Source organism: Kitasatospora sp. NPDC053057, assembly GCF_044546945.1.
Lineage (GTDB): Bacteria > Actinomycetota > Actinomycetes > Streptomycetales > Streptomycetaceae > Kitasatospora.
This window is the reverse complement of sequence record NZ_JBITZP010000002.1, coordinates 133,034-154,417: the sequence shown is the minus strand read 5'-3', so window position 1 is coordinate 154,417 and position 21,384 is coordinate 133,034. Positions and strand designations below refer to the sequence as shown.

The window sequence follows — 21,384 nt, the reverse complement described above, 5'->3', positions numbered from 1 at the left end:
CTCCGCGCGCCGCGCGGAGCACCTCCGGAGGCCCGGCACCCCGTCCGCGGGGGCCGGGCCTCGGCCTTTCCGCGGTCTTCCCGTGGCCGGTTCCGTTCGGGGACCGTCTGGACCTGCGGCGATCGGCTCGCTACGGTGTTGGGCGTCATGTGCAGGCAACACCGCCTGCGACGCGGGAGCTCGGAGCACCGGGCTGAGAGGGCGCTGACCGGGACGTCGACGGACGGACCGACGGCTGCGTCGACCGCAGGAACCTGGACCGGGTAATGCCGGCGTAGGGAGTAGAGGTCAGATGACCACGTTCGAAGCACAGCCGCAGTCTGCCCAGAGCGCCCCCAGCAGCGAGCGCACCGGCTACCCCACCCCGGCCTGGCGCAAGGCCTACCGCGACGGATCCCGCCCCGACCTGCGGGTCCCGTACCGCGAGGTGCAGCTCACCAACGGCCGGACCGTCCCGCTGTACGACACCTCCGGCCCGTACACCGACCCCGCCTACGAGCCCGACGTGCGCCGCGGCCTGCCCGCCCTGCGCGACGCCTGGATCCGCCAGCGCGGCGACGTCGAGGAGTACGACGGCCGCGAGGCGCGCCCCGAGGACGACGGGATCAAGCACACCTCGCCGCGCGGCGGCAACCTGCGCAACCTGGACGCCGTCTTCCCCGGCCGCCCGCGCCGCCCGCTGCGCGGCCGCGGTGGCGCCGCCGTCACCCAACTCGCCTACGCCAAGCGGGGCGTGGTGACGCCGGAGATGGAGTTCGTGGCGCTGCGCGAGGGCCTGGAGCCGGAGTTCGTGCGGGACGAGGTGGCCCGCGGCCGGGCCGTCATCCCGGTCAACGTGAACCACCCCGAGGTGGAGCCGGCCATCATCGGCACCAACTTCCTGGTGAAGATCAACGCCAACATCGGCAACTCCGCCGTCACCTCCTCGATCGAGGAGGAGGTGGAGAAGATGACCTGGGCCACCCGCTGGGGCGCCGACACCGTCATGGACCTCTCCACCGGGCGTAACATCCACACCACCCGCGAGTGGATCCTGCGCAACTCCCCCGTGCCGATCGGCACCGTGCCGCTCTACCAGGCCCTGGAGAAGGTCGACGGCAAGGCCGAGGAGCTGAGCTGGGAGGTCTACCGGGACACCATCATCGAGCAGTGCGAGCAGGGCGTCGACTACATGACCGTCCACGCCGGCGTGCTGCTGCGGTACGTCCCGCTCACCGCGCGCCGCAAGACCGGCATCGTCTCGCGCGGCGGCTCCATCATGGCCGCGTGGTGCCTGGCGCACCACAAGGAGAACTTCCTCTACACCAACTTCGAGGAACTCTGCGACATCCTGGCCTCCTACGACGTCACCTTCTCGCTCGGTGACGGCCTGCGCCCCGGCTCGATCGCGGACGCCAACGACGAGGCGCAGTTCGCCGAACTGCAGACCCTCGGCGAGCTCGGCCGGATCGCCCGCGAACGCGACGTCCAGGTGATGATCGAGGGCCCGGGCCACGTCCCGATGAACAAGATCAAGGAGAACATGGATCTCCAGAAGGAGATCTGCGACGAGGCGCCGTTCTACACCCTCGGCCCCCTCACCACCGACGTCGCCCCCGGCTACGACCACATCACCTCGGGCATCGGCGCCGCGATGATCGCCTGGTGGGGCACCGCGATGCTCTGCTACGTCACGCCCAAGGAGCACCTGGGCCTGCCCAACCGGGACGACGTCAAGACCGGCGTGATCACCTACAAGATCGCCGCCCACGCCGCCGACCTCGCCAAGGGCCACCCCGGTGCCCAGGCCTGGGACGACGCCCTCTCCGACGCCCGCTTCGAGTTCCGCTGGGAGGACCAGTTCAACCTGGCCCTCGACCCGGAGACCGCCCGCGAGTTCCACGACGAGACCCTCCCCGCCGAACCCGCCAAGACGGCCCACTTCTGCTCCATGTGCGGCCCGAAGTTCTGCTCGATGAAGATCTCCCAGAAGATCCGCGACGAGCACGGCGACGGCTCCAGCGCAGTGCAGAGCGACTTCGACGCCGAGGCCCTGGCCGGCATGCAGGCCAAGTCCGAGGAGTTCGCGGCCCAGGGCAACCGGGTCTACCTCCCGCTGGCCGACTGACGCCCCGACGAGCGCTGTTCCCAGGAGGCACCTGCTTCTCGGGAACAGCGCTTCGTCGCTTCGTCATAGCCCCAGCCCGGAAGATCCGCACTGCGGCCGCCACCCCGCCGGATGTGCTTCAGCGCGGCGTCCGCGACGTCCCGAAGTGGTCGGGTGCGCACCGGGGTGCGAGCCGGCCGAGCGTCCGGCCGCCGATATTTCGGCGGCGCGCCGTTCCGGGCCGTCGGTCTCTGCCATGCTGTGGACCGAGCGTGAAGAGCCGTTGGACCATGCCTGGCGCACCGACCATGCGCCAGGCATCGGGGGAGGAGGTCGATTCCTTGGCGCGCGGGAATACGCGTGGTGATGGTTTATCAGGACCTGTCGCGCAGTTGAGAAGACCGGTTGTGGCGGTCGTGGGGAGCTCCCCCGCGGGGAGTGCCCAGACGGCTGATGGCGGTGTTTCGGCCGCGCGGGCCGCCGAGGAGATCGGGGCCGCCCTCGCCGCGCAGGGGTGCGACCTGATGGTCTATTCGAGCTCGCCCGCGTTCCTGGAACATCATGTTGTCACGGGATATCTCGCGGGGGCGCCGGTCGCTGCCCGGTCGATCCGGGTGCGGCCGCCGTTCGACCATCCACGTATCGACTTCGCTGAAATGGAGCAGCACGAGAAGGCCTTCGAGGTCCGCCATGAGGCCGGGGCGGACTGGGAGGTCGCCTTCTACCGATCGCTCAGCGAGGTGCAGGGGATCGTCCTGATAGGTGGTGGCCGGACCACCCTGGTCACCGCGATGGTCGGCCTGGCCTTCGAGATACCGCTGGCACCGGTCGCGGCCTTCGGCGGTGGCGCGCGGAAGGCATGGGAGACGCTTGGCAGAGTCCGCAACCAGGCTACGGAGGAGGAGATCTCCGATCTCGGGGCCGGTTGGCGGCCCGGCTCCGGGCAGCGGGTGGTGGGAGTCCTGCTGGAACAGCACCGTCGTCGGCTGGCGCAACAGCGGCAGCGGGAGCAAGGCCGTCGGTCGAAGGCGCGGCACGCGACTCTGGGTCTGCTGGTCGGCACGGTGATGCTGCTGGCCGCCCTGGCGACGATCCCCCTCACCTATGCCACCACCGCGAGCGCCTCGCTGAACCTGACCGCGCTCATCCTGGGCTCCTTGCTGGCGGCCACCTCCGGCGCGATCACCAGGACTTCGGTCGACCGGGGCGGAGACTGGTACCGGGCCTCCGCCCTAGGCCTGGCCGCCGGCGCGGTGGCCTTCCTGCTCTTCGTGACGGCGCAGTTGGCGACCTCGCCGGACATCCTGGTCGGATCCGGCGCGAGGCGGCTCCTGTTCTTCGTGGTCTCCGTCGGTTTCATCGCGGGATTCACCTCCGACGCGGTCTACGCCAAGCTGCGGCAGCAGGACGTCCTGGACATGTCCGCACTGAGCGCGGCCGTGACCGCCACGGCGACGACGGAGGAGGAACCGGGTGAGCACTGAGCGTGCGCTCGCCGAGCGGCCGACCGTCTTCCTCAGCCATCGTTACCGCTCCGGCGACATCAACCTCTTCTTCTGGCGCATCATCAGCGAGGTCCAGGAAGTGGCGTTCCGGGTCGACGAGGGCGTGCTGTTCACCAGCGTCACCCGACTGGAGCGGCTGATCCGCGATGCTGATGGCTTCGTCGGCGTCTATCCGCTTCCCGGAGATCCCCAGGAGTCCTGGGACCTGGCGGCCTTGCGCCAGGAGGCCCGTTACTTCCTGCTGGAACTCGGCATCGCCATCCGCGCCGGGCGGCCGGCGATCGTCTTCTGCGACCATCGCTACCGGCGTCTGATGCAGTCCCCGCCGAGTGTCATGGTGATCGAGTACGACCCGCAGGAGATCTCGGATGCCCCGGACTCGGCGCTGGTCGCCAGGGTCAGCAGGGCCTATCGGGCCTTCGTCGAACGGCTGAGCCTCGCGATGGACATCAGGAGGAAGACGCGAGCCCACCAGGCCGGAAGGGTGGGTCTGCTGCTCTCGCGTGACTACCAGCCGGAGGTTCGTGAAGCCCTGGAGCAGGTGCTGAACGATACGGCATGGGACCCCGCGCCGTTACCCTGGCCGCCAAGGCTCAACCCGGAACTGATGGCCCGGCTGCGTAGGCTCGACTGGGCGATCCTGGCCCTGGACGATCCGGCGGCGCAGATGGCCGCGGGGTTCATCCTCGGGCAGGGTGTCCCGCTGCTGCCGCTGCTCCGTGAGGAGAACGGCCCTCAGGCCGAGACCGCCGAACAGGTGCTGTTCGGGGAGTCGGAGGTGGGGCATCGCAAGGCGATGCTCCGTTGGGAGTCCGAGGCCGATCTGGTGTCGGCATTCCGCACCCACCTGAAGGTGATCGGTCAGCAACCGGGCTACATCCGGGACGTCGGCCAGGCAACCGAGTACTTCGCGTCGGCCAGTAGACGCAAGGAGCAGGTCTTCCTCAGTTACGCACGCGAGGACGGCGAGGTGGCGGCGAAGTTCAGCACTTTGCTGCGCGGCTCGTTCCAGAAGGTGTTCGACTATCGAGTGAAGGGCACGATCCGCGCCGGCACGAACTGGATGGCCGAACTCTCTGACGGGCTCTCCACCAGCGCGGTCGGGGTGCTTCTGTTCTCGTCCAGCTACTGGCAGAGCAAGTGGTGCCAGATGGAGGCGGACCGGCTCTACCGGGCACACGTCGAGGACCGCGTCCGACTGCTTCCGGTCCGTCTGGAACGAACCGTGCTGCCGGAGCCCTTCAGCGGGCTCCAGTACCGGGCGCTGTACCAGTCGAGCGCGGAGGAGATCGTCGCGGAGTTCGTGCGTGAGCTCCAGCTCACCGAGCCGACGTCGGAATGAGGCGGCCGAGTTCGCGGCCCAGGGCTACCGGGTCTACCTCCCGCTGGCGGACCGACGCCCGACACCCGACACCTGACACCTGAGCGCCGCCCCGAGGGCTTTCGGTTCTCGGGGCGGCGCTTCGCTGTGCGCGGCAGTATTACGTAGCAGGGGTAATACGGGATGCCAGGAGCTACGAGATGCGACTCAACAGCAAAGGTCAGGTCACCATTCCTGCGGAACTCCGGCAGAAGTGCGGCCTTCACCCCGGGGACGAGGTGGATGTGGTCGAGGAGGACGGCGTTCTGCGGATAGTGCGCCGGAGCGGGACGGGCACTCGGGGCGAGCGACTGGCGCGGCGGATGCGAGGAACCGCTGAGGGCGGCATGTCGACTGACGAGATCACGGAGCTGTTGCGTGGCGACTAGCCGATTGGGGCTCGTGGAACAGGAGCGGACCCAGCCGGTGACCCTGGTCGACTCCAGCGTGTTGCTGGACCTCATGACGGATGACCCCACCTGGGCGCGCATGCGGCCGTCCGGGGTTACCGCCTGCTCACTCGGGATGCCACGCGCTACCGCACCTACTTCCCGACGGTTCAGTTGATCTGCCCTTGACGGCTGTTCCGCGGGTGCCGCCCCGGTCCTCCCCGTGGGGCCGGGGCGGCACCCTGTGTCCTCAGTCGGTCGCGTCGGTGGCGTCCTGGGGGTACCAGCGGAGTTCGACGGTGTTGCCGTCCGGGTCCTGGACGTAGAGGGAGGTGGCGGTGCCGCGGGCGCCGTAGCGGGGGCCGGGGCCGTCGAGGACGGTGAAGACGCCGGAGTCGACGACCTCCTGCCAGTCGAGGGGCTCCACGGTGAGGCAGATGTGGTCGACGTTGGACTCGTGGCGGGGGCGGTGGAAGAGGTCGATGATCGTCTCGCCGCTGACCCGGACGGAGGGGAAGGAGACCTTGCCGGCCCGCCACTCGTCGACCCGGACCGGCTCCAGGCCGAGGAGGCCGGTGTAGAAGGCGAGGGACCGCTCGATGTCGGCGACGTTGAGGACCAGGTGGTCGAGGGCGACGACGCGCATGGTGATCGGCTCCGGTGGTGTGGGTTCGGGCGGTGACGGGTTCAACGATCCTCCGACCCGGGCTGATCATCAATGGCGGATCACCGTACGATTGTTGAGTCAGATTAAACGATGCTGTGCGCGAAGGGGCGGGGCGGCATGCTGGAGCGGCTGGAGACAGAGGTCTTCCTCGCCCTCGCCGAGGAACTGCACTTCGGCCGGACCGGCGAGCGGCTGGGCCTCACCACCGGCCGGGTCAGCCAGGTCGTCAGGAAGCTGGAACGCCGGGTCGGCGCACCGCTGTTCGACCGCACCAGCCGGTCCGTCCGGCTCACCCCGGTCGGCCGGCAGCTGGCCGGGGACCTCGCCCCGGTGGTGGCCGCGATGGAGGAGGCGCTACGCCGGGCGGTGGACGCGGCCCGGGGGGTGACGGGTGAGCTGCGGGTCGCGTTCCTCGGCGAGTGGACGGCCCCGGTGCTGCTCAGGGCGGTCGCGCTGTTCGGCGAGCGGCACCCGGACTGCCGGGTGGACGTGCGGGAGGTGCAGCTCTCCAACTCCCGCTCCAGCCTGGAGGACGGCTCGATCGACATCCTGGTCGCCTCCTACCCCTTCGACGGCATGTCCCTCGGCCCCGTCCTGCTCACCGAGCGGCGCGCCCTGGCCGTCCCGGCCGGGCACCCGCTGGCCGCCGAGGCCTCGGTGTCGCTGGAGGTGCTCGCCGACCACCCGGTCGTGCAGTACCCGGCGGTGACCTCGGTCGGCTTCAAGCGCGACCGCACCCCCGACCGCACCCCGTCCGGCCGCCCCGCCCCCAAGGGCCCGTCCGGCGCCACCTTCTCCGAGATGCTCAGCCTGGTCGCCATGGGCCGGGGCGTCCTCCCCGTGGGCGAACACTGCCGCCAGTACTACCCCCGCCCCGACCTCGCCTACGTCCCCATCCATGACGCCCCACCGATCGAACGCGGCCCGGTCTGGCTCCCCGCCAACACCACCGAGCGGGTCCGCGAGTTCGTCCGGGCGGCGGCGGAAGTGGCCGCCGGCGGTGCCGGGCGAAGGAACGGTTGACCGTCAGGAGATCGCCCGGAGGCGGGGCGGTGCGGCTTGGGTGAGTCGGGCGAGGTGGGCGGCGGTTTCGGGGTCGGCGGGGAGGAGGACGAGGAGTTGTTGGGCGTCGGCGGGGAACTCCAGGGTTTCGCGGTGGAGCCGGAGTTCGGGGCCGGCCGGGTGGTGGAGGCGGAGGGGGCCGCGGCGGGGGACGAGTTGGTTGGCGAGGCGGCGGGTGAACTCGGGGCCGGCGACGGGGGCGAGTTCGGTGCTGAGCCATTCGGAGTTCTCGGCGGAGGGGCCCAGCCAGAGGTCGAAGGCCTGCTCGTCGGCGATGTCGTCCCAGTCGGGGAAGAGGGCGCGGGCGCGGGGGTCGGTGAAGACGTAGCGGGTGAGGTTGGGGGCGGGGTGGTCGAGCAGGCCGGCGGCGCCGAGGACGGTGGCATAGCCGGGGGTGTGGGCGAGGACGTCGCCGAGGCGGTTGGTGACGGCGGCCATGCCGGGTTCGAGGAGGCGGAGGGTCTCGCGGACGGTGGGGCGGACCTCGCGGGAGGGCGGGGCCGGGCGGACGTGGTGGGGGCAGGCGCCGCCGGTGATCTTGGCGAGGTAGCGCAGGTGGGTGCGTTCGGCGGGGTCGAGGCTGAGGGCGTCGGCGAGGGCGTTGACCACGGCGGTGGAGGGGTTGCGGTCGCGGCCCTGTTCCATCCGGGTGAGGTACTCGACACTGATGCCCGCGCGGATGGCGAGGTCGGCGCGGCGCAGTCCGGGTGAGCGACGGCGGCCGTGGTCCGGCAGGCCGAAGGTCTCGGGCTGGATGCTGTCGCGCTTGGCGCGGATGAAGTCCCCCAGTGGTGTGCCCATGTGACGATCGTACGAGTGGGGCGCGCGCGGAGGGTGGCCCTGCGGGGGCCAGCCTGGGCACGGTCTGGCTGGCTCCGGCGGGCGGGCGGATCGTGGTGGGCATGGAGAAGAACACGTACAAGCTGGTGGTCCTGGTCGGCAGTGTCCGGGAGGGTCGGTTCGGCCCGGTGGTGTCCTCGTGGGTGGCCGAACAGGCCGCCGCCCACGGCGGGTTCGAGGTCGAGGTCGTCGATCTGGCCGAGGTCGAGCTGCCGTTGGCGCTGCCCGCCGCCCCGCCGAAGTTCGCCGGCGCCGACTACCCCCGCCCGGCCGGGATGGCGGCGCTGACCGGGGCCCTGGAGGGCGCGGACGCCGTGCTGATCGTCACCCCGGAGTACAACCACAGCTACCCGGCCTCGCTGAAGGCCGCGATCGACTGGCACTTCACCCAGTGGACGGCCAAGCCGGTCGCCTTCGTGAGCTACGGCGGCGCGGCCGGCGGCCGGCACGCCGTGCTGCACCTGGAGAACGTGCTGACCGAGCTGCACGCGGTGACCATCCGGGACGGCCTGTCCTTCCCGAACTACTTCACCGCCTGGACGGACGGCCGCCCGGACGACCCGCAGGCGGCCGGCTACGCCAAGGCCATGTTCGACCAACTGGTGTGGTGGGCGGGCGCGTTGAAGAACGCCCGGGCCGCCGCGCCGTACCCGGCCTGAGAGGGGGACGTGATGGAGTACGGGAAGCTCGGCGGCACCGACCTGGTGGTCAGCCGGATCGCGCTCGGTTGCATGGGCTTCGGCGGAAGCGGCCGCGGCCACAACCCCTGGGCGCTGGACGAGGAGGCGGCCGCGCCGGTGTTCCGGCGGGCCGTGGAGCTCGGCATCACCCTCTGGGACACCGCCAACGTGTACGGCGGCGGCGCCTCGGAGGAGCTGGTCGGCCGCGCGGTGCGGCGCTATACCCGGCGCGAGGACGTGGTGCTGGCGACCAAGGCGGGCCTGCCGATGCACGACGGCCCGGGCGGCTCGGGGCTGTCCCGGCGGGCGATCCTGGAGCAGGTCGACGGCTCGCTGGCCCGCCTCGGCACCGACCACATCGACCTGTTCCAGCTGCACCGCTTCGATCCGGCGACCCCGGTCGAGGAGACCGTGGCGGCGCTGGCCGAGGTGGTCGCGGCGGGGAAGGTCCGGTACGTCGGCGCCTCCTCGATGTGGGCCTGGCGGTTCGCGAAGCTGCAGCACGCGGCGGCCCGGCACGGCGGCCCGGCCTTCGTGTCGATGCAGCACCAGTACAGCCTGGTGCAGCGGGAGGAGGAGCGGGAGATGTTCCCGCTGCTCGCCGACCAGGGGGTGGGGAGCTTGGTGTGGTGCCCGCTCGCCTCGGGGCGGTTGGCCCGCCCGTACGGGGAGTCGACGGCGCGCTCGGCGGGGGACCGGGTGGCCGGGCGGTTCTTCGCGGACGTCGACCGGCCGATCGTGGACGCGGTGGGGGCGGTCGCCGGGGCCCGGGGGGTGCCGATGGCACGGGTCGCGCTGGCCTGGGTGCTGGGCAACCCGGTGGTCACCGCGCCGGTCGTCGGCGCCACCCGCCCGGGGCACCTGGACGACGCGGCGGCCGCGCTCGACGTCCGGCTGACCGGGGAGGAGCGCGCGGCGCTGGAGGCGCCGTACACGCCCCGGCTGCCGACCGGTTTCTGAGCGCTGCCGGGCACCGCTGGGCGGCCGGGCCGGCGGTGTGGTCAGCCGACGTCGTCCGGCCCGGTGAAGTCGGGCGAGGTGTAGCCGGGCCCGGTGAAGTCGGGTGGGGTGAAGGCGGCCGGGCGGGAGGCGCGGCCCTCGGGTTCGGTGAGGCCGTCGGGGCCGGGGCCGGTGAAGGCGGGCGGGCTGTAGCCGGGGCTGGTGAAGCCGGGGGCCGGCCGGCCGGGGACGGCTGGCAGCTGGGTGTGGAGGTACGGCAGCAGGCCGCGCTCGCGCAGGGCGGTGCGCCATTCGGCCCGGGCGGCGGCGAGTTCGGCGGCGAGCTCCGGGTCGGTGCCGGCCGGGGCGGCGGTACCGTCGCGCATGGCGGTGAGCAGCAGCCCGATGATGCCGACGACCATCGCGGCGACTCCGATGGCGAGCGCGACCCAGCCGGCGGTGACCATCGAGCGGGCGAGGAGGAGGCCGGAGTCGGCGGCGCGCAGCAGGTAGCCGACCAGCAGCAGGACCAGTCCGGCGGACCAGGCGAGGATCGGGGTGAGCACGGTGAGGACGGGGAACAACCCGGCGCCGCCGTTGGTGGAGCGCAGCTGGCTGAGCAGCCCGGGGGCGTACGGTTCGACGTCGGCCGGCGGCGGGGGTGTGGCGCGCAGGCTCTCGCGCAGCGCGGTGTAGTGGGCGTACTCGGTGCCGGCCGCGGTGTTGACGGCGTCGGCGTCGCGCAGGGCGAGGACGCGGAGCTGGTCGGCGGTGAGCGCGCCGGGGGCGCGCAGGGCGGTGAGGACGGTGCGGTCGCGCAGGGCTTCGCCGAGGAGGCGCTCGTACTCCGGGCGGTCCTCGGCGTGCAGCGGCGGGGGGTTGGACATGGGGACCCCGTTCATGCGGACCCCGGCCGGCATCGAGGACGCGGGGCCGCATCGGGGGACGCGGGACACCCTCGGGACGCCGGGACGGGCGCGGAGGCGGGCCGCCGGACGGGCGGCCGGGTGTGGTGTGCCTCATGGTAGGGGCGGGTGTGGCCGTGCTGACAGTCGGTTTCCGGAATTTCGCGCCCCGGGCGGCGCGCGTGCGGGGGCCCGAGCGCCGGGAACAACTGTTCTAGTGGCGGACCGTTGTTGACCGAGTATCAGATCGGCAGTCGGGCAACCAGCAGTCGGCCCTCCATGGTGACCCCGCCGTCCATCGCCACCGCCAGGTCGTCCGCGTACACGTACGGCCCCGGGATGTTCAGCGGCTGCCCGTCGTCCGCGTGCACCGCGCCGGTGAGGTACGGGATCGGGCTGTGCCCGTGCACGATCCGGGAGCCGCCGTAGGTGTCGAGCAGCTCGTGGACGGCCATCGGGCCGGCGTCGCCGCGGAAGGCGAAGCGCTTGGTGAAGCGGCGGAAGCAGTCCCACCACTCGTCCACGCTGCCGTCGGCGAGCACGCTGTGCACCGCGTCGTTGACGTCGGGGATGGACTCGCCGTACTCCAGGTACGCGGTGGTGTCGGAGTGCAGCAGCAGGTGCTCGTCCTCCAGCCCGATGGCGGGCAGCCGGGACAGCCAGCTGATGTGGTGGGCCTCCAGCCGGTCCAGGTCGTTCTGCTGGCCGCCGTTGAGCCGCCAGGCGGCGAGGAAGGAGGCGGTGCCGGCGGTGGACTGGACGGGCTCGTCGCCGTACTTGTGGGCGCCGAGGAAGAGCAGTTCGTGATTGCCCATCAGGGCGCGGCAGTAGCCGCCGGCCGCGGCCGCCTCGGCGGCGAGCTGCATGACCAGGTCGATGACGCCGATGCCGTCCGGGCCGCGGTCGGTGAAGTCGCCGAGGAACCAGATCCGGGCGCGGCCGGCCGACCAGTGGCCGTCGGCGTCGATCAGGCCCTGGTGGTGCAGCTCGGCGCGCAGCTCCTCCAGGTAGCCGTGCACGTCGCCGACCACGTACACCGGGCCGGGCGGCTCGCCGGGGCCGGGGGCGGGGTACGGGTAGGTCGGGGCGGCGGGGTCGGGCAGCGGCGGGCCGAGCTCGATGGTCGGCGGGTCGTCGCGGTCGGGGAGCTGGAGGGCCGGGGAGGGCTGGTCGGGCAGGGTGGGCTCGTAGCCGGGGTGGTCCTGGGCGTTGTGGCCGGAGTGGTCCTGGGCGTCGTAGCCGCCTTCGTAGCCGCCTTCGTAGCCGCCTTCGTAGCCGGCGGCCTCGTAGTCGCCCTCGTAATCGCCCTGGCCCTGGTGCGAGAAGACCGCCGACTGGTCGACCGCCCCGTGGTCGGCGCCGATCGCCTGGGCGTGCACGGTGTGCCCGTGGCCCTGGCCGTCGACGGGCCAGTGCTGCTCCAGGTAGCGTGCGCCGCCGTAGCCGCTGTAGGTCTCCGCGTCGTACGGTGCGCCCTGGTAGCCCGTGGCGGGCTCGGGTTCGTAGTAGGTGCCGTACGGCAGCACGTCGAGGTCCGGCTGGTGGCGGGGGCCTGAGTGGGGGTGCTCAGGTCCGGGGAAGCGGTCCTCGGGTGTCATTCGCCCATCATAGGAAGACCACTCTCCCGGCGTCGTCACCTGGTGGGTATCCAATCCTCCGGAGCGTCAGCCGGGCGGTGCCGCAAGGTCCGTTTTGTCCCGGCTCGGTAGGGTCTCGTCGGCGTCCCGGCGGCCGTCGGCCGGTGCGCGTGAGGTCTACACCTCGCCCGGCGGGCGGGGCGGGCTGACGGTGGTGCGCGGACTCCGCCGCTGGGAGGAGGCGCGGACGATCAGCTCGGTCGGCATCAGGGTGCCCGGCGGCGGGCCGGTGCCGGCGGTGCGGAAGCGGGGCGGGAAGAGCCGGGCGATGTCCACGCCCGTGCCGGAGTCGACGCCCTCGATGGCGTCGATGAGCAGGTTGACCACGGTGGTGCCGATCTTGCGCGGCTTGAGCGAGAGCGTGGTGATCGGCGGTTCGGTGGCCGCGTAGACGTCGCTCTCGCTGCAGCAGACCAGCAGCAGGTCGTCCGGCACCCGCAGGCCGTAGCGGCGGGCGGCGGCCAGCAGGTCGGTGCCGTTGGGGTCGAACAGGCCGTACACGGCGTCCGGTCGGTCGGGGCGGGCGAGCAGCCGGTCGGCGGCCACCGCGCCGGCCGCCGGGTCGTGCGCCGGGTAGGCCTCGTACACCGGCTCCTGGCCGACCTTGGCGCACCAGCCGAGGTAGGCCTCGGTGGAGAGCCGGGTGTAGGTGTCGGTGCTGGTGCCGGTGAGCAGGCCGATCCGGCGGGCGCCGGCCTCGGAGAGGTGGTCGAGGATGCCGAGCACGGCGGCCTCGTGGTCGTTGTCGACCCAGGCGGTGACCGGGCAGTTGCCGGGCTTGCCGTCACTGACCACCGGCACGCCGGACCGGTACAGCTCGCTGACCAGCGGGTCCTGGTCGGGCGGGTCGATCACCACGGTGCCGTCCAGGGCGATGTTGCCCCAGACGTCGTGGCGGGAGGAGGCGGGCAGCACCACCAGCGCGTAGCCGCGGCCCAGGGCGGCGCTGGTGGCGGCCCGGGCCATCTCGGCGAAGTACGCGAACTCGGTGAAGGTGAAGGGCTCTTCGCCGTAGGTCGTGACGGTCAGCCCGATCAGGCCGGACCGTCCGGTGCGCAGGGTGCGGGCCGCCGCGGAGGGGCGGTAGCCGAGGCGCTCGGCGACCTCTCGCACCCGGCTGCGGGTCTCGTCGGGCAGGCGGCCCTTTCCGTTCAGCGCATCGGAGACGGTGGTGATCGACACTCCGGCGGCTGCTGCCACATCCCGGATGCCGGCCCGCTCCAGACGCCGTGAGGTGGTGGGTCGCCGACCGCTCTGGTTGGCTGCTGCTGTCATGGCGGACCGATCGTATGGCTCCTGACAAGGGTCTGTGACCGGCGCATCGGGAGCCTTCGGAGATACGTTTCTCCAAGAGTGAGCCGGGGTGCGCCCCTTCGATCCCCTTCTGAAACCAGGCCTCTTACCTCTGACATGTGCCAAAGGGACCGGGCAGAATGGCTGATCTGCGCCTGTAACCCGTCCGGGCATCTCACTCCTACGGGTGAGGGTGGTCGGTATCGTGCAAGGCACCCGACCGGGGTGGTCCGGGCGCGTCCCGAGATTCCCGGGTGAAGCCGGGCCCGGGGTACGGCGGCGATCCCGACCGTGCGAGGGCGGGCGGACCGGCAGAGAACACGAAGGAGTACGACCGTGAGCAGTGGTACCTCAGCACAGGGCCCGCGCCTGCGCCCGAGCCTGGACGGCATCCCCACCTACAAGCCCGGCAAGCCGGCCGGCGCCGACGCCTACAAGCTGTCCTCGAACGAGAACCCGAACAACCCGCTGCCCGGCGTCCTGGAGGCGGCGGTCGCGGCGGCCGGCTCGTTCAACCGCTACCCCGACATGGGCGCCAGCGAGCTGACCGCCGTCCTGGCCGAGCGCTTCGGCGTGCCCACCGAGCACATCGCCCTCGGCACCGGCTCCGTCGGCGTCGCCCAGTCGCTGGTGCTCGCCACGGCCGGCCCCGGCGAGGAGGTGATCTTCGCCTGGCGCTCCTTCGAGGCCTACCCGATCATCACCCGGATCGCCGGCGCCACGCCCGTCCCGGTCCCGCTCAAGGACAACGGCGACCACGACCTGGACGCGATGCTCGCCGCGGTCACCCCGAACACCCGGCTGATCTTCGTCTGCAACCCCAACAACCCCACCGGCAACGTGGTCCACCGCGCAGAGCTGGAGCGCTTCCTCGACGCCGTCCCCGGCGACGTCCTGGTGGTCGTCGACGAGGCCTACATCGAGTTCATCCGCGACCTGGAGGTGCCCAACGGCATCGACCTCTACCGGGAACGCCCGAACGTCTGCGTGCTGCGCACCTTCTCCAAGGCGTACGGCCTGGCCGGCCTGCGGGTCGGCTTCGCGATCGCCCACGAGCCGGTGGCGAACGCGCTGCGCAAGACCGCCGTCCCGTTCGGCGTCAGCCAGCTCGCCCAGGACGCCGCCGTCGCCTCGCTGCGCTCGGAGGAGGCCCTGCTGGTCCGGGTCGAGGCACTGGTCGCGGAGCGCGACCGGGTCGTCGCCGGGCTGCGCGCCCAGGGCTGGGACATCCCGGACTCGCAGGCCAACTTCGTCTGGCTCGGGCTCGGCGAGCGCTCGGCGGACTTCGCCGCGGCCTGCGCCGCGGCCGGGGTGATCGTCCGGCCGTTCCCGGAGGGCGTGCGGGTGTCGATCGGCGAGGCCGAGGGCAACACGATCTTCCTGTCGGTGGCGGAGGCCTTCCGCAAGGAGATCGACGGCTGATCGGTCGCCGTCGCCGTCGCCGTCGCCGGTTTCTGGTTCCCGGTCTCCGGTTCGCAGGGGCGCACTCCGTGGGGGTGCGCCCCTGCGGCGTCCCAGGATGTGGGCTCTCTGAGGATGGCCTGCCGGATGGCTGGGGATCGCTGGGAGGGCGCTGGGAGTTCGGCCAACGACCGCCCACGGCCCGGCCAAGGTGCCCGTCCGGGGTGGGCGATTGGGGCGGAATGCCCGGATCCGGCCGGTCAGTCTTCTCCCAGCCGCCGCCCAGGGCAGCGCAAGAGCGCCCGGCGAAGCTGTCCGCCATGAAGGTGCTCCCACGGCGGCGAGGTGCCGTCCTCGTCAACTCCGCGCTCGGCGTGGCCCTCCTGGGCGGTGCCGCCCTGGTGTACGCCACCGTCAACGGCAGCGGCGGCACGGCGGCCGCCAAGCCCGTCGCCCGTACCGCGACCGTCGCCAAGGGGACGGTCCTGGCCACCGTGTCCGGAACCGGCACCCTGGTCTCGCCGACCGACGCCGCCCAGGACTTCACCACCGGCGGGCGGCTCACCGCCGTCAAGGTCGCGGTCGGGGACGCCGTCAAGAAGGGGCAGGTCCTGGCGACCGTCGACACCACGGCGGCCCAGCAGCAGGTGGACGCCGCCCAGGCGGCCCTCACCACGGCGAACGCCAACCTCACCAAGGCGCAGGCCGGGGTCACCACGACCACCACCGAGCCGCTGCCCGGGGCCACCACAGCCCCGCAGGGCGGCAGCGGCGGCGGTCGCGGGGCGGGCGGGAGCAGTACGCCCGCCCCGCAGACCACCACCATCACCACCACCAAGGTCGACGACGCGGCCGTCGCCCAGGCCCAGCAGCAGGTCGCCACCGCGCAGACCACCCTCTCCAACGCCCAGGCCGCGCTGGCCGGGACGACGCTCACCGCCTCGGTGGACGGCACGGTCGCCTCGGTCTCGGCGAAGGTCGGGGACACCGTGGGGGCTCCGTCCTCGGGTTCGTCCACCTCTTCGAAGTCCACGGGTACGGGCGCGAGTTCGAGCGCGCCGAGCGGCTTCATCGTGCTGACCAACCCCACCGGGATGCAGGTCACCGCCAACTTCTCCGAGCTGGACTCGCTCAAGCTGAAGAAGGGCGAGGCGGCCACCGTCACGCTGAACGCCCAGTCCGACACCAAGCTCAACGCGACCGTGCTGTCGGTCAGTTCGCTGCCCAGCAGCGGTTCGTCCGGCGGCGCGGCCGGTTCGTCCGCCGTCCAGTACGCGGCCACCCTGCAGCTCAGCGGGGACACCAGCACGCTGCGCACCGGCCTCAGCGCGACCGTCCAGGTGGTCACCGGCGAGGCGGACAACGCGCTCTCGCTGCCGACCTCGGCGCTGTCCGGCACCGGGTCCTCGCGGACCGCGACCGCGGTGCACCCGGACGGGAGCACCGAGCGGGTCGACGTCGGCGTGGGCGTCGAGGGCGACAGCACCGTGCAGGTGGTCTCCGGGCTCAAGGAGGGCGACAAGGTCGAACTGCCCACCACCAGCGGCAACAACGGCTTCCCGAACGGCTCCTTCCCCGGCTTCGGCGGCGGGGCCGGCGGCCGGGGCGGCAACGGCGGCGCGGTCGGCATCCCGGGTGGTGCCGGCGGTGGCGGTGGCGGCGGTGGCCGGGGCGGTAAGGGCTGAGCATGCAGCACGTCATCGACAACCGCGTCCCCGCGCACCCCGCACCGGTGATCCGGATCCGCCGGCTCACCAAGTCGTACGGGCACGGCGACGCCACCGTGCACGCCCTGCGCGGCCCATCCTTGCCCGGGACGGACGAGCCGGCCGGCGTCGACCTGGACATCGAGCAGGGCGACTACGTTGCCGTGATGGGCAGTTCGGGCTCCGGCAAGTCCACTCTGATGAACATCCTCGGCTGCCTCGACGTCCCCACCTCCGGCCGCTACCTGCTGGACGGCACCGACGTCGGCCACCTGGACGAGCAGCAGCTCGCCCTCGTCCGCAACCGCAAGATCGGCTTCGTCTTCCAGTCCTTCAACCTGGTCCCGCGCACCACCGCCCTCGCCCAGGTCGAGCTGCCGCTCGCCTACGCGGGCGTCCGGTCCGCCGAGCGCCGGCGGCGGGCGATGGCCGCGCTGTCGCTGGTGGGCCTCGGTGAGCGGGCCGGTCACAAGCCCAACCAGCTCTCCGGCGGCCAGCAGCAGCGCGTCGCGGTGGCCCGGGCGCTGGTCACGGCGCCCGCCATGCTGCTCGCGGACGAACCCACGGGGAACCTGGACAGCCGCTCCACGGAGGAGGTGCTGGGCCTGATCGACGGGCTCAACGCCACCGGCCGCACCGTCGTGCTGATCACCCACGAGGACGAAGTCGCCCGGCACGCCAAGCGGGTGCTGCGGCTGGTCGACGGGCAGATCGTCAGCGACGTCCGGCAGGCGGCCGCCGACGGGCTGCCGCCCGCGCTCCTGGGGGTCCCGGCATGATCCTCTGGCAGACGCTCCGCTTCGCGGTGGGTGGGCTCGCGGCCAACAAGGTGCGTTCGGCCCTCACCATGCTGGGGGTGCTGATCGGTGTGGCCTCGGTGATCCTGCTGCTCGCGGTGGGCAACGGGTCGTCGGTGGCGGTGAAGGACTCGATCACCTCGCTGGGCACCAACTCGCTGACGGTCAGCTCCGGTTCGGCGGCCGGCGGCTCGCGGTCCGTCTCCTCGGTGAAGAAGCTGACGGTGGCGGACGCCAAGGCGCTGGCGAGCGACGCGGACCCCTCTGGCTCGTCGGCGATCAAGTCCGTGGCGCCGGTGGTGACCACCAGCGCGACGGCGCTGTACGGGAACGTCTCGTACAGCCCGGGCTCGGTCGTGGGGACGTACCCGGCGTACTTCGAGACCGCCAACCAGAAGGTCGCGCACGGCGAGTACTTCACCGACGACGACGTGCTCGGTTCGCGCAAGGTCGCGGTGCTCGGCGCCACGACGGCCAAGCAGCTGTTCGACACCGAGGATCCGGTCGGGAAGAAGATCGTGCTCGGCGGGACGCCGTTCACGGTGGTGGGCGTGCTGCAGGCCAAGGGCGGCAGCGGGTTCACCGATCCCGACGACGTGGTGATCGCACCGCTGCCGACCGTGCAGAACGCCTTCACGGGCTTCGGGGCGGTCAACCAGATCCTGGTGCAGGCGTCCTCCGCGGACACGACCACGGCGGCGCAGTCGGAGATCACCCGGGTGCTGCTCGGCGCCCACGCGATCGCCGACCCGACGAAGGCCGACTTCCGGATCACCAACCAGGCTTCCCTGCTCACGGCGAGGGAGAGCACGACGAAGACCTTCACCGTGCTGCTCGGCGCGGTCGCGGCGATCTCGCTGCTGGTCGGCGGGATCGGGATCACCAACATCATGCTGGTGACGGTCACGGAGCGGACGCGGGAGATCGGTATCCGCAAGGCGCTCGGTGCCCCACGCGCAGTGATCCTGGGGCAGTTCCTGACCGAGTCCACGTTGCTGTCGGTCATCGGCGCGGGCTTGGGAGTGGCGGCCGGGATCATCGGCTCGCACTTCAGCATCGTCGGCATCAAACCGGTGGTGATCCCCGAATCGGTGCTCGGAGCGTTCGGCATCGCCGTCGCCATCGGACTGTTCTTCGGCAGCTACCCCGCCAACCGGGCCGCCTCCCTGCGGCCGATCGACGCCCTCCGGCACGAGTAGGAGCACTTCTTCGATGGAGCACGACGAACAGGTGGCGCTGCTCGCCACGCCGCCGGACGCGCGGGACGTGAGCGCGGAGCTGGCGGCTCCGCCGAGGCGGAAGCTGCCGTGGCTGTCGCTGGTCCTCGCGGGCGGCGTGATCGCCACGGGGGCGTTCGCGGGCGGGGTCTGGTACCAGCAGGGGAACGGCACTTCGAGCGGCAAGTCCTCCTCGCCCCGGGCGGCTGCTGCCGCTCCGGCGGGTGGGTACGGCCAGGGCGCCGGACGGCGGGGCGGGCAGGGGCAGGGTCAGGGCCAGGGCGGCTTTACGCGTGGCACGGTCAAGGCCGTCGACGGGAACACGGTGTACCTGACCGACGCCAACGGCAACACGGTGAAGATCACGACGGCTGACTCCACCAAGGTGCAGCTGAACAAGGAGGGCAAGGTCTCCGACCTCCAGCCCGGGCAGACCGTGACCGTGGTCGGAACGCCGGATTCCAGTGGCGGGTACAACGCCAGCCAACTCGTCGAGGGCGCCGCAACCGGCGGCTTCGGCGGCGGTGGCTTCGGAGGTGGAAACCGGAACCCGTCCGGAGGCTGACTCCCTGCAGTCATCGGACACCCGCGAGGCCCTCGCCTTCCCAGGCGAGGGCCTCCGCGTGTTCAGTCGCCGTCGTCGGGGCGCGGCATTTTGAGGGTGGCGAGGACGCCGAGGACGCCGAGGGCGACGGTGGCGATCGCAAGAGCGAGGAGGGCGACGAGGATGACGCCGACGAAGAACTTCACCGGTGCCACGCCTCGTCGCGCTCCAGGTCGCGGAGCAGGTGGAGGAGGTTGAGCAGAGTGCTGACCGGCGCGTTGCCGAAGTCGATCAGGATGCGGCCGTCGAGGGTCGTCTCGCCGGGAGCGGCGGAGCCCCAGAGGAGACCGTGCGGCAGGCCGCGCCGGTGCAACTCGCCGAGGAGGGTGGTGATTTGGGGCTCGGTGTAGTCCCGCATCCGAGGGTCGTCGGGCGCGATGAGGTCGCGGGTCACGAGTCGGAGTCCAGCTCGTACCAGGTGCTCTTGCCGCGCTTCTGCGGGTCGACGCCCCAGCGGTGGGTGAGGCCCTCGACCAGCTGGAGGCCCCGGCCGGTTTCGGCGAGGCCGGAGGACGTTCGGGGCTGCGGGAGGGCGTCGCTCTCGTCGGAGACGGTGACCCGGAGGGTCTGGTCGAGGATGGAGAACCAGACGACGGGCGCGGGGGTGCGGCCGTGCCGCCAGGCGTTGGAGATCAGCTCGCAGAGGGCGAGTTCGGCGTTGAAGATGGCGTCGGCGTCCCAGCCGCCGCTGCGGGTCATGGCGTCCCGCAGGGCCTGGCGGGAGAGAGCGAGCGAGGGGGTGTTGCGGATGCACACGGGAACCTCCGGGAGGCTGTGGTGTGGGGAGAGGGGATGCCGTGAGCCAGGCCAGGTGATGGTTGCTCTTCGGCGTACGCGTGCAGGCAGCAGGCGCCTACTGCCAGGAATGAAGGCATTGCTGACGATCCGTCTGATCGAGCTGTGAACGACGATAGCGCATCTATCCTTAAAGTTAAGATGGATGCGAGAATGTTCCCTCGATCGTGTATGGGGGCCCGGTGGCGCCCCCCGCGCACGACGCGGCACACTGGCGCCTGTACCCGCAGAGAGGACGCCATGGCTAACCGGATCCCGACCCTTCGTCAGCGTCGGCTCGGTGCCGAGCTGCGAAGGATGCGCGAACAGGCCGGCTTCGGCGGCAGCCACCTCGCTCGTCTGCTCGGGGTGACGCCCGCCCTGGTGACTCAGATGGAGAACGGGAAGTCGGCCGTCAGCGTGGAACGCCTGCGCGAGATCGCGGCAGCTTGCATGTGCGCCAATGAGCCCTTGATCGACGCCCTGGCGGACACTGTCACGGACAACGACAAAGGGGGTTGGTGGGAAGAATATCGTGGGATTCTCTCAGAAGACTTCCTTGAGGTTGCTGAAATTGAAAGTCGCGCCCGAGGAATCTCGCTCTACACGATGGCATTCATCCCTGGGCTGCTCCAGACCGACGCCTACACCTCGGCCGTGTTCGGTCGGTCTTATCCGCCGCTGCCGCCGCATGCGATCGACCTGAGGACGGCCTTCCGCTTGCGGCGGCAGCACATCCTTCGGTCCGGTGACTTGCCGTACTCTGCGTACATCCATGAGGCGGCGTTGCGCATGCAGTTCAGCGGAGCCAAGGTTCAGGCCGAACAACTTGGCGCCCTCATCGCGGCCTCTGAGCAGCCCAACATCTCTGTTCGAGTTGTCCTGTTCGACGTCGACATGATCCCGCTCAACAACGAGAACTTCACATACGTTGAAGGGCCGGTTCAGGAGCTCGACACAGTCCAGGCAGACTCGGGCGTCGGAAACTTTCTCTTCGATGCGCCAGCCCACACTGCTCGATTCCGGTCGCTGCTTGCCCAGATCGATTCGGCTGCCCTCTCGGTAGACGAGTCGCGCGATTTCATTCAATCCATCAAGAAAGACATGGAAAGCAAGTATGTCTAACTCTGCTTGGCAGAAGTCCAGTTACTCAGGATCCAACTCTGACTGTGTCGAAGTCCGTACCGTCGATGGGCTGATCGAACTCCGCGAGTCCGACGAGGGCGACGTCATCGTCCGCACCACGACCCTCAAGTTCGCCAAGTTCCTCCAAGGCGCCAAGGCAGGCGAGTTCGACCGCCTGATCCCCAACTCCTAGCGAATCGTTCCGGCGGCCTCTTGCTCCCCGCAAGAGGCCGCCGACGGCTCTGACCCCCTCTCCATCGTCATCCCCACCCGCACCTCCGCCCTGGCCACTGCCTTCCCCAAGCAGCAAACCACCCCGCGCCAACCCGCTTCCACGCCGGCGGCCCCTGGCGGCTCGCAAGGGCCGCCGCTGGCCTTGGCTCTTGTGCGGGTCGGA

22 protein-coding genes and 1 riboswitch are annotated in these 21,384 nt (G+C 71.3%); of the genes, 14 read left to right on the top strand and 8 right to left on the bottom strand.

The genetic code is table 11. The features are described from left to right. Window positions 1-162 precede the first annotated feature (162 nt). Window positions 163-298: riboswitch (TPP riboswitch) on the top strand. The 4 genes from thiC (at window position 293) to ACIG5E_RS03305 (ending at window position 5,340) form a co-directional block, all read left to right on the top strand. After that, window positions 293-2,107, top strand: a complete 1,815-nt coding sequence (gene thiC / locus ACIG5E_RS03320) for a phosphomethylpyrimidine synthase ThiC (protein ID WP_396531178.1) — start codon at window positions 293-295, stop codon at window positions 2,105-2,107. It overlaps the preceding riboswitch by 6 nt. 269 nt (window positions 2,108-2,376) lie before the next feature. Continuing rightward, window positions 2,377-3,570 (top strand): hypothetical protein, encoded by a 1,194-nt coding sequence (locus ACIG5E_RS03315; RefSeq protein ID WP_396531177.1) that lies wholly within the window; start codon window positions 2,377-2,379, stop codon window positions 3,568-3,570. Further along, window positions 3,560-4,933: a toll/interleukin-1 receptor domain-containing protein gene (locus ACIG5E_RS03310; RefSeq protein WP_396531176.1), complete on the top strand. Its 1,374-nt coding sequence runs from the start codon at window positions 3,560-3,562 to the stop codon at window positions 4,931-4,933. The genes ACIG5E_RS03315 and ACIG5E_RS03310 overlap by 11 nt, the downstream gene beginning before the upstream one ends. 179 nt (window positions 4,934-5,112) lie before the next feature. Then, the gene (locus tag ACIG5E_RS03305; RefSeq protein WP_396531175.1) at window positions 5,113-5,340 is read left to right on the top strand and encodes an AbrB/MazE/SpoVT family DNA-binding domain-containing protein; all 228 of its coding nucleotides are present in this window, start codon (window positions 5,113-5,115) and stop codon (window positions 5,338-5,340) included. A 250-nt stretch (window positions 5,341-5,590) separates the two neighbouring features. Here ACIG5E_RS03305 and ACIG5E_RS03300 read toward each other — a convergent pair whose 3' ends face one another. Further along, window positions 5,591-5,986: a VOC family protein gene (locus ACIG5E_RS03300; RefSeq protein WP_396531174.1), complete on the bottom strand. Its 396-nt coding sequence runs from the start codon at window positions 5,984-5,986 to the stop codon at window positions 5,591-5,593. Window positions 5,987-6,097: 111 nt separating this feature from the next. Between ACIG5E_RS03300 and ACIG5E_RS03295 the strand changes: the two genes are divergently transcribed. Continuing rightward, window positions 6,098-7,030: a LysR family transcriptional regulator gene (locus ACIG5E_RS03295; protein WP_396531172.1), complete on the top strand. Its 933-nt coding sequence runs from the start codon at window positions 6,098-6,100 to the stop codon at window positions 7,028-7,030. 3 nt (window positions 7,031-7,033) lie between these two features. Here the strand turns inward: ACIG5E_RS03295 and ACIG5E_RS03290 are convergent, their stop codons facing one another. Next, window positions 7,034-7,870 carry a helix-turn-helix domain-containing protein gene (locus tag ACIG5E_RS03290; protein ID WP_396531171.1) on the bottom strand — a complete coding sequence of 279 codons (837 nt, stop codon included), beginning with the start codon at window positions 7,868-7,870 and terminating at the stop codon, window positions 7,034-7,036. Between the two features lie 101 nt (window positions 7,871-7,971). Between ACIG5E_RS03290 and ACIG5E_RS03285 the strand changes: the two genes are divergently transcribed. Together ACIG5E_RS03285 and ACIG5E_RS03280 are read left to right on the top strand one after the other, a co-directional pair. Next, complete coding sequence (locus ACIG5E_RS03285; RefSeq protein ID WP_396531170.1) at window positions 7,972-8,568, top strand: NADPH-dependent FMN reductase; 597 nt, start codon at window positions 7,972-7,974, stop codon at window positions 8,566-8,568. Window positions 8,569-8,580: 12 nt separating this feature from the next. Further along, window positions 8,581-9,549, top strand: a complete 969-nt coding sequence (locus ACIG5E_RS03280; RefSeq protein WP_396531168.1) for an aldo/keto reductase — start codon at window positions 8,581-8,583, stop codon at window positions 9,547-9,549. A gap of 41 nt (window positions 9,550-9,590) precedes the next feature. Here the strand turns inward: ACIG5E_RS03280 and ACIG5E_RS03275 are convergent, their stop codons facing one another. From ACIG5E_RS03275 to ACIG5E_RS03265, 3 genes are all read right to left on the bottom strand, one after another. Further along, window positions 9,591-10,415, bottom strand: coding sequence for a hypothetical protein (locus ACIG5E_RS03275; protein ID WP_396531166.1), 825 nt, complete (start codon window positions 10,413-10,415; stop codon window positions 9,591-9,593). Between the two features lie 260 nt (window positions 10,416-10,675). Next, complete coding sequence (locus tag ACIG5E_RS03270; RefSeq protein WP_396531165.1) at window positions 10,676-12,031, bottom strand: metallophosphoesterase; 1,356 nt, start codon at window positions 12,029-12,031, stop codon at window positions 10,676-10,678. A gap of 156 nt (window positions 12,032-12,187) precedes the next feature. Further along, window positions 12,188-13,345, bottom strand: a complete 1,158-nt coding sequence (locus tag ACIG5E_RS03265) for a LacI family DNA-binding transcriptional regulator (RefSeq protein WP_355668971.1) — start codon at window positions 13,343-13,345, stop codon at window positions 12,188-12,190. Window positions 13,346-13,699: 354 nt separating this feature from the next. Between ACIG5E_RS03265 and hisC the strand changes: the two genes are divergently transcribed. From hisC to ACIG5E_RS03240, 5 genes are all read left to right on the top strand, one after another. Further along, on the top strand, window positions 13,700-14,785 hold the full coding sequence (hisC, locus tag ACIG5E_RS03260; RefSeq protein WP_396531163.1) for a histidinol-phosphate transaminase: 1,086 nt from the start codon (window positions 13,700-13,702) through the stop codon (window positions 14,783-14,785). A 299-nt stretch (window positions 14,786-15,084) separates the two neighbouring features. Beyond that, window positions 15,085-16,449 (top strand): efflux RND transporter periplasmic adaptor subunit, encoded by a 1,365-nt coding sequence (locus ACIG5E_RS03255; protein WP_396531162.1) that lies wholly within the window; start codon window positions 15,085-15,087, stop codon window positions 16,447-16,449. A gap of 2 nt (window positions 16,450-16,451) precedes the next feature. Then, window positions 16,452-17,249 carry an ABC transporter ATP-binding protein gene (locus ACIG5E_RS03250; RefSeq protein WP_396531161.1) on the top strand — a complete coding sequence of 266 codons (798 nt, stop codon included), beginning with the start codon at window positions 16,452-16,454 and terminating at the stop codon, window positions 17,247-17,249. Next, window positions 17,246-18,466, top strand: a complete 1,221-nt coding sequence (locus tag ACIG5E_RS03245) for an ABC transporter permease (RefSeq protein ID WP_396531160.1) — start codon at window positions 17,246-17,248, stop codon at window positions 18,464-18,466. Before ACIG5E_RS03250 ends, ACIG5E_RS03245 begins: the two co-directional genes overlap by 4 nt. 13 nt (window positions 18,467-18,479) lie before the next feature. Further along, on the top strand, window positions 18,480-19,049 hold the full coding sequence (locus tag ACIG5E_RS03240) for a hypothetical protein (RefSeq protein WP_396531158.1): 570 nt from the start codon (window positions 18,480-18,482) through the stop codon (window positions 19,047-19,049). Window positions 19,050-19,111: 62 nt separating this feature from the next. On the opposite strand, the gene ACIG5E_RS03235 is transcribed toward ACIG5E_RS03240, so the two are convergent. Genes ACIG5E_RS03235 through ACIG5E_RS03225 form a run of 3 tightly spaced genes read right to left on the bottom strand, consistent with a single transcriptional unit; the run spans window position 19,112 to window position 19,844 of the window. Continuing rightward, window positions 19,112-19,243, bottom strand: a complete 132-nt coding sequence (locus tag ACIG5E_RS03235) for a hypothetical protein (protein ID WP_396531157.1) — start codon at window positions 19,241-19,243, stop codon at window positions 19,112-19,114. Continuing rightward, complete coding sequence (locus tag ACIG5E_RS03230; RefSeq protein ID WP_396531156.1) at window positions 19,231-19,482, bottom strand: hypothetical protein; 252 nt, start codon at window positions 19,480-19,482, stop codon at window positions 19,231-19,233. Before ACIG5E_RS03230 ends, ACIG5E_RS03235 begins: the two co-directional genes overlap by 13 nt. Continuing rightward, the gene (locus ACIG5E_RS03225; protein WP_396531154.1) at window positions 19,479-19,844 is read right to left on the bottom strand and encodes an ATP-binding protein; all 366 of its coding nucleotides are present in this window, start codon (window positions 19,842-19,844) and stop codon (window positions 19,479-19,481) included. Before ACIG5E_RS03225 ends, ACIG5E_RS03230 begins: the two co-directional genes overlap by 4 nt. Window positions 19,845-20,123: 279 nt before the next feature. Here ACIG5E_RS03225 and ACIG5E_RS03220 point away from each other — a divergent pair, with 279 nt between their 5' ends. Further along, window positions 20,124-20,987, top strand: coding sequence for a helix-turn-helix domain-containing protein (locus tag ACIG5E_RS03220; protein ID WP_396531153.1), 864 nt, complete (start codon window positions 20,124-20,126; stop codon window positions 20,985-20,987). Next, complete coding sequence (locus tag ACIG5E_RS03215) at window positions 20,980-21,180, top strand: DUF397 domain-containing protein (RefSeq protein ID WP_396531152.1); 201 nt, start codon at window positions 20,980-20,982, stop codon at window positions 21,178-21,180. Before ACIG5E_RS03220 ends, ACIG5E_RS03215 begins: the two co-directional genes overlap by 8 nt. Window positions 21,181-21,384: the final 204 nt, after the last annotated feature.